The organism is Collinsella sp. AF23-2 (assembly GCF_003459245.1).
Lineage (GTDB): Bacteria > Actinomycetota > Coriobacteriia > Coriobacteriales > Coriobacteriaceae > Collinsella.
Genome location: NZ_QRVG01000005.1, coordinates 105,330 through 111,688, shown reverse-complemented (window position 1 = coordinate 111,688; position 6,359 = coordinate 105,330). Strand labels below are relative to the sequence as shown.

The 6,359-nt window shown below is 56.7% G+C and carries 7 protein-coding genes; 1 reads left to right on the top strand and 6 read right to left on the bottom strand.

The window, feature by feature from the left end:
* Positions 1-167 precede the first annotated feature (167 nt).
* Complete coding sequence (locus tag DWY03_RS03940; protein ID WP_117839969.1) at positions 168-1,655, top strand: hypothetical protein; 1,488 nt, start codon at positions 168-170, stop codon at positions 1,653-1,655.
* Between the two features lie 73 nt (positions 1,656-1,728).
* Here DWY03_RS03940 and DWY03_RS03935 read toward each other — a convergent pair whose 3' ends face one another.
* The 6 genes from DWY03_RS03935 to DWY03_RS03915 all read right to left on the bottom strand — a co-directional run bounded on the left by DWY03_RS03935 (position 1,729) and on the right by DWY03_RS03915 (position 6,353).
* Positions 1,729-3,081: an ATP-binding protein gene (locus DWY03_RS03935; protein ID WP_117655936.1), complete on the bottom strand. Its 1,353-nt coding sequence runs from the start codon at positions 3,079-3,081 to the stop codon at positions 1,729-1,731.
* Between the two features lie 207 nt (positions 3,082-3,288).
* On the bottom strand, positions 3,289-3,456 hold the full coding sequence (locus DWY03_RS10130; protein ID WP_164473271.1) for a hypothetical protein: 168 nt from the start codon (positions 3,454-3,456) through the stop codon (positions 3,289-3,291).
* A gap of 232 nt (positions 3,457-3,688) precedes the next feature.
* Positions 3,689-4,549: a PTS system mannose/fructose/sorbose family transporter subunit IID gene (locus DWY03_RS03930; RefSeq protein ID WP_117839968.1), complete on the bottom strand. Its 861-nt coding sequence runs from the start codon at positions 4,547-4,549 to the stop codon at positions 3,689-3,691.
* On the bottom strand, positions 4,546-5,373 hold the full coding sequence (locus DWY03_RS03925) for a PTS sugar transporter subunit IIC (RefSeq protein WP_117839967.1): 828 nt from the start codon (positions 5,371-5,373) through the stop codon (positions 4,546-4,548). The genes DWY03_RS03930 and DWY03_RS03925 overlap by 4 nt, the downstream gene beginning before the upstream one ends.
* Positions 5,374-5,385: 12 nt before the next feature.
* Positions 5,386-5,883 carry a PTS sugar transporter subunit IIB gene (locus DWY03_RS03920; RefSeq protein ID WP_117839966.1) on the bottom strand — a complete coding sequence of 166 codons (498 nt, stop codon included), beginning with the start codon at positions 5,881-5,883 and terminating at the stop codon, positions 5,386-5,388.
* Between the two features lie 47 nt (positions 5,884-5,930).
* Positions 5,931-6,353, bottom strand: coding sequence for a PTS sugar transporter subunit IIA (locus DWY03_RS03915; protein ID WP_158558613.1), 423 nt, complete (start codon positions 6,351-6,353; stop codon positions 5,931-5,933).
* Positions 6,354-6,359: the final 6 nt, after the last annotated feature.

Below are 6,359 nucleotides of genomic sequence, written 5' to 3'. Positions count from 1 at the left end.
TATCTTTTTAGTGCCCTCGGATTGGGTCATAGTGTCTGTCGCGCGTGCATTCATGCACATATTCACAATGTATCGCGCAGATAAAATCGAATTTCCGACTGCACGCCAGCTCTATGTGACCTTAATTTTGGGTACATTGTTGTCCCGATATTGAGCTTGGGGGATATATGGAAAATGAGACGAGGGGCCAAGAGGACGCGGCCCAAGATGCAGCGGCGTGCGCCGAGGCCTTGGAGAGCCTAGACCGGTTTTCGCTGGACGAAGTTGCGTTTGACGAGACAATCGTCGACATGCAGGACGCGGCGGGCGATGGCATACCGGATACGGGCGACGACGTCGAGGATGCTCGCGATGAAGCCGATGTCGAAAAAGGCGATGACGAGGGCAATGGCCAACCGGAACCCAACGCGGGAGATGAGACCTCCCTGCTTGGCGACTTGCCCGTCGACGAATCGCTCACCCGCGAGCTCCCCGGCTTGGGCTCTGCGCCAGTCGTCGACGAGACCATCGCCATGGGAGATATTCCCCTGCCGTCCGCTCCCTCGGCACACGAAGCCGAGGTTCGTCATCGTAAGATGTCGCCCAAGCGCCGCAATCTGATGGTCGCCGGTGTCGTGGCCGTCGCGCTCGTCGCCGGCGGCGCGGGCTATGCGGCTTGGAACGGATACCAGCAAGAGCAGGCCGCCGTAGTTGCCGCAAACGCCCATACCATGATGTCGGTGCAAATTGGCGTACATGCCGCGGGACTCGACTGCTCCACCGGCTCAAAGATCCCCGTGCAGGTGAGTGGCCAGGACTCCGACGGCTCTTCTGTGAGCGAAACGCTCTACGTTGACGAGCACGGCCGCGGCATCAAACTGCTGCCCGGCGATTACACGCTCTCCATCGCTGCCTCCCCCATCGCGGCCGACGGCACCATCTATACCGTCCCGACCACCAAGACGCAGGTCACCGTTAAGAGCGATGGACAGGATTTAAGTGCCCAGGCTGCCTTTAAACTCAAGGTGCCTTCGGCCGACACGGTAACCGACGACCAGATCGATGCCGCCGCCAAATATGCCGAGGAGGGAGGCGCGAGCTCCGCCGCCACCGCCAAGGTGCTCCAGCAGGCGGCAACCGCGCGGCGCGACGCCGCCGTCAATGCCCTGAGCGCGCAAAAGGCACAGGCAGCCCGTGATGCCGACGCCCGTCACAAGGCAACCGACCTCTACCAGCTCGATATCCCCGTCGAATGGTACGGCAAGGTCGAGACTTGGCAAAATGGCAGCACGCTATGCATCTATCTTGCCGGCGACAGCGATACGCCGATTGTGACGCTCGTCGCGGTGCGCGAGGGCGAGAGCTTTACGCCCGATGAGGGCGATACGGTTTTGGGTGCGGCCAATCTAGGCAACGGTTATACCGTCTACGCCAGCGGCCCCGTCTATCCGTACGTGGTGCCCCAGACCATCAACAGGCGCACGCAGAACCCCGTGTCGACCTATCCCATGGACACAGCCATTGAGCTTGTCGAGCTTACGACCGGCAACCGCTACACCTACAGCCAGATCAAGAGCGTGCTGGTCGGCAAAGACGGCAAGGCCGACGCTGCCACCAAGCTCGAATGCGACTACATCGCCCAGATTCTGCTGCCGAGCATCAAGGCCCAGGACTAGCCGGGCGCATCATGGTACTCCCCAACCGTGATGAAGGGGCCAGGAGGTCCTGGCCCCACAGATCCGTAGATGATTAGGCAAGGAGCCACTTCCATGCGGGCACAGCGTGTACCACACCGTGTTCACATGGAATATCGGCCTGTTCATCCATAGTAACGATTACCGACTCGCCAAGATCAAACTGGGCCATCGAGGCATCGAGGGCTGCAATTTCGCGTTCGCGCGTTTTCTCGCTTGCCATATCCACACTCACCTGAGTCAGGCTATAAGCCTGCATGAGAAGTGCATCCCCAGCCACAAAGTCAACCTCATGGCTTTTATTCTTCTCCTTGACCAGTAGGCGGCAGACCGAACCGACCCGCACCGCAGGAGTCCTTCTTCTGAGCGCATTGAACACCGCAGTCTCGAGCCTCTGGCCCTGGTCCAATGCCGATGCGGGAGAGAATGCTCCAAACATCGCAGGATCGACAGCGTAGACTTTAGACGCAGACCGCGTATTATTTGCAAGTGAACGCGTAAACTCCGGCACAGAAAACAGCAGGTAGGCGTCCTCGTAATACTCAAGTAAGTCGCTGAGCGAATTACGACTGACGGGTATCTGCCTGCTCTTGAACTCGTTGTACACCTTGTTCACCGACAGCTCTCGTCCCGAAGATGCCATACACCGCGTCAGAAACAGTGAGGCCAAACGAGGGCTCTTGACGTCGTAACGCTCCACAACGTCCATAGCGACCGTTCGCGACGCATATTCCTGTAGCAGCTGAATCGCGTCTGCGGGCGTCTGCTCAAGTGTCGCGATGAATCCCCCTCGCTCGAGATATCCGACCAGATGGTGTCGGAGCAACGCTGCAGCGCTTGAGGAGAAGGGCGCGTTCGACTCAGGAACGCTCCCCGTCTTATATCGGACGTATTCCGAAAAACTCAACGGAAAAAGCTCTCGCACAAGAGAACGGCCCCTGAACTCGCTCTTAAGTTCTGAGGACAGCATCTTAGAAGAAGATCCCGTCACGTAAACGGTCGCCTTCTCCGTATCGACCACGCGTCGCAGAAACGCACCCCATTCGGGTATTTCCTGGATCTCGTCAAAGAAAAGGTAGGCGCCCTCGCCTCGAGCAGCAGGATATAGTGCATAGAATGTATCGAGCACGTCCGCTAGTAGCGATGGCTCATACGGACGCAAGCGCTCATCCTCAAAATTGAAATATAGCATCCGGTCAAGCTCGACGCCTTGGCCCTGAAGCCGCCGTATCTCCTGATACAGGCGATACGTCTTTCCACAACGACGGGCGCCCACAATCACATATACGATGTTGTCGCGCTTTGGCTCCTGCGGGTTGCCCAGATCAAGGTCGCGCTCAAAGACCTGCGGAATCCCCTGTTGCTCAAAGTCCTTTATTTTTTGAGCCACCAAGTCGTTGAATGCCATAATTCTCCAATCTTGCTCTCCTGCTAATCAAGATTATAACGATTCTTGATTAGCAGGAGAGCAAGATTATGCGTATCTTGATTAATGGATAAGCAAGTTTTCTATTAGTGGCCCCTCCCGGAGGATATCGAGCGGCCGAGGGGGCAGGCATGAACGCCTCTAGCCGAAAACAAAGTAGCTAAAAAAGCCCCGTCCCAAATCAGCTACTTAACGCCAGGGGTCGGCTTCGAAGAGGGGCTCGCGCTCGGGGCGACGATCGCTATAAGGATCGTAGCCGTCGTCATCCTCGTTCTCGGCACGAATGTAGGGATCGGTGGGCTTTTTCGTCTCCCTCTTCTCGCGCAGGGGCTGCTTGCACTCGTCCTTGCTATCCATGGCATGCACCTTTCCGTGTGGCTTGAATTCCATTCTTACACTATGACTGATTACGGCCATCGTAATGCATGGATACCGCGGGATGCGGTATCCAGAGCGCACACGTGCTTACGAATCGTCTACGCGTATCGGCGCAGACAGTGTATACATTGCTTTAAACCCAACGCAAGCCCGCCCGAGCGCACCTTAGGCACACTCGGGCGGGTAAACATCGTCTTGAAACTTGCAGCAACTAGCAAATCCCCGTCAGGCCAAGCACCAGGCCAATGATCATGGTGCCGATAATGATCCAGTTCACGTTGGTGTTCTTCTTGAGCAGCTTGAAACAACCCAGGGTGTACAGCAGCGGAATCAGGCCGATGAAGATCGTATCGAGATACGTCTGGATCATGACCGGATCGCCCTCGGGCATCGGAATTGAGATCGCGCAGTTGAACTTAACGAACGAGGCAGCCATGGCGCCGATCATCAGCAGGCCGAGCGTGCTTGAGAGTTTGGTTACAATACCCATCAAGCCGCTCTCGTAGATCTTGGTGATGAAGCTCGAACCGACGCGATACCCAAGAACCGTCAGCACCCAACGCGTAATCCACGACGGAATGTTGTAAATGAGCAGAAACGCGATCGGACCCAGAAGCGATCCGTTCTGAGAGCACAGCGCCATACCGACCGAGGCCGCGATAACACGGATAACGCCCCAGAAGATTGCATCGCCGATGCCCGACATGGGACCCATGAGCGAAGCTTTGACCGAGTCGATCGAATGCGTATCGAAATCAGGCTCGGCCGCGTTCTCCTTCTCCATCGAGGCAACAAGGCCCATGCAGAACGTACCGACATTTGACGTGATGTTATACCAGGTCGAATGGCGTACCAGGGCATCGCGACGCTGTTCTTTATCCGGGTAGAAACGCTCGATGGCAGGCCAGATGGACCACATGAAGCCTGAAGCGCCTCCGCGAGCGCCGCCGCCGTAATGGGCAAAGACGTTGAACGAGTGGAAGAAGATGCCGCGCAGCATCTTACGGTCTTCAGCGGAAAGATCCTTAGTGGAGATGCTGATCTTCTCGCTTGCGGTATCGGTGGTACTCATGCGAAGAAATCCTCCTCTTCGAGCTCGGCGACGGACTGGGCACCAGCTGCGACGCCCGATTCGCGCAAGGCCTTAATCTGGTTGCGCAGGTCGAGATTTTCAAGGTCACGCAGGGCCGTAACGACCAAGATCACTGCACCGACGGCGGCAATTGCGACCATGGGCATGTTGAGATATTGGAAGAGCACGAAGCCGAGCAGGAAATAAATTGCAATCTTGTTATCCCAGAGCATGCGCAGAAGTAGCGCCATGCCCACGGCGGGAAGCAGGCCGGATGCAGCATTGAACCCGTTCAGGACCGCCTGCGGCACCATATTCATAAGCTGCGATGCCGGCTCGGCACCGACCCACACCGCCAAAAACGTCGGGATGGCGAATAGACCGTTCATGACTACGGCGCCGCCAAAATGGCAGATGAAGAGCTTCTTACTGTCACCCGAGTTCGCGGCCCAATCAATAACAGGAGCCCAGAAAAACATGAGCACGTTGAGAACGAGCGAGTAGATGATGTTCGCAAAAATAGCCGCAGCCACCGCGAGCGGAATCGCTACGCCCTGCTCCATGCCAGACACGACCACGAAGCACACAGCGAGCACCGTTCCTGCCACCGTATCAGCCGAAGTCGCACCGCCCACGTTGACGCTTCCGATGAAAATAGCCTGGAGCGCAGCACCGATGATAATGCCTGCGGTAACATCGCCAAAGATAATGCCCGCCACAAGACCCACGCCCAGGGGCTGGTCAATCATGGGCTGTCCAAACGTCCATTGGACGAAATAGCAGATAAAAGCTGCCAAATATGCCAAGAGCGCAGTCGTCAGCATATCAATCCCTCCTTAGAGCTTTGCCAGCAGGTCGGAAACCTTGACCTTACCGTCTGTAACGCCGACCTGATGAAACACCGGCAGATCTTGCTCACACAGCTCGCGCGCTGCAGCCACCTCGTCTGGATTGAGCGTTACACCCGTTGTCAGCAGCACCTTGGCTGCATCGTCGCTTCGATCGAAGCGGCCGACATTCGCAACGTTCACGCTGCCGATCCTACCGGGAGCCCCTTTCACTAGTTTGAGTGCATCGGCGATGTTCCCAGTAAGGGCGAAGATGCGCATCTCGCCCGCACGCGGATCGTTAGCAATCTTGATAGCGTCGTCTATTGTACGGATGAGAAGCTTCTGCCCACTCGGGCAAGCCATCTTGAGCGTCGACGACTGGGTTTCATTTTGGGCCGCAGCGTCATTCGCGACTAAAATACCCTTGGTGCTCAGCTCCTTTCCCCACATGAGCGTGACCTGTCCGTGAACCAGGCGGTCATCCACTCGCAGCTGAACGATCATTTCGTTCTCCTTTCGTCTTCGCTCCGCCCGCCAAAGCGGACCACTTCCTATCCAAAGAAATCGTCATCGGTATCTGTCGCCCCGCCTGCCCGCAGGACCACACGCCGCATGGAGGTCGATGCCTGCGCGATTACGCTGTCGATATACTCGGGCGTGAACGCCTCGCCCGTAATCAGGCATTCGAGAATTAACGCGATGTTGAAACCGGTCACATGTACGATGCCGTGCTTTTCCGGCTGCATGGCCGTAACCATGTTGCAGACGCTCCCGCCCAAAAGATCGGTAACGATCAACGCATCGTCCTCTGGCCTCACGCCATCGATAAACTCTGCGATCTGCTCATTGGGATCCGATTCGTCCACATAGCAATCAACGACGGTTATGGCGCTATCATCATGAAGCAGCACCTCAGCCACACTTTTGACGCCACTTGCTAGGCGTCCGTGGGTTGCAACTAAAATTTTCTTCATAGCACA

Excerpts from the sequence above, each read along its gene's own strand:
- DWY03_RS03930 (WP_117839968.1), bottom strand. The coding sequence starts at position 4,549 with ATGAGTACCACCGATACCGCAAGCGAGAAGATCAGCATCTCCACTAAG.
- DWY03_RS03935 (WP_117655936.1), bottom strand. The coding sequence starts at position 3,081 with ATGGCATTCAACGACTTGGTGGCTCAAAAAATAAAGGACTTTGAGCAA.
- DWY03_RS03915 (WP_158558613.1), bottom strand. The coding sequence starts at position 6,353 with ATGAAGAAAATTTTAGTTGCAACCCACGGACGCCTAGCAAGTGGCGTC.
- DWY03_RS03940 (WP_117839969.1), top strand. The coding sequence starts at position 168 with ATGGAAAATGAGACGAGGGGCCAAGAGGACGCGGCCCAAGATGCAGCG.
- DWY03_RS03925 (WP_117839967.1), bottom strand. The coding sequence starts at position 5,373 with ATGCTGACGACTGCGCTCTTGGCATATTTGGCAGCTTTTATCTGCTAT.
- DWY03_RS10130 (WP_164473271.1), bottom strand. The coding sequence starts at position 3,456 with ATGGATAGCAAGGACGAGTGCAAGCAGCCCCTGCGCGAGAAGAGGGAG.
- DWY03_RS03920 (WP_117839966.1), bottom strand. The coding sequence starts at position 5,883 with ATGATCGTTCAGCTGCGAGTGGATGACCGCCTGGTTCACGGACAGGTC.